Source organism: Micrococcus sp. GbtcB5 (genome assembly GCF_019091605.1).
GTDB lineage: Bacteria > Actinomycetota > Actinomycetes > Actinomycetales > Micrococcaceae > Micrococcus > Micrococcus luteus.
This window is the reverse complement of sequence record NZ_JAGXJK010000338.1, coordinates 1-246: the sequence shown is the minus strand read 5'-3', so window position 1 is coordinate 246 and position 246 is coordinate 1. Positions and strand designations below refer to the sequence as shown.

The 246-nt window shown below is 70.7% G+C and carries 1 pseudogene; it reads left to right on the top strand.

The features are described 5' to 3' along the window. Window positions 1–37 precede the first annotated feature (37 nt). A pseudogene (locus KVS67_RS12600) lies at window positions 38–246 on the top strand (histidinol phosphatase); the annotation flags it as partial.

Here is a 246-nt window from a genome sequence, read left to right as displayed (position 1 = left end):
AGGACTGAGGCGGCCCGCGCGGTAAAGCGTGGGCGGCATGGAGCGCCCTGAGAACCCTGCGACCCGCGGCCGCGACCTCACGGAGGACCTGCGGCTGGCCCACACGCTGGCGGACAACGTGGACTCGATCACGATGTCCCGGTTCAAGGCCCAGGACCTCGAGGACAGCACCAAGCCGGATCTCCCCCCTGTCACGGATGCGGACCGCGCCGCCGAGGAGTCCATCCGCTCCACCCTGTCCCGTGC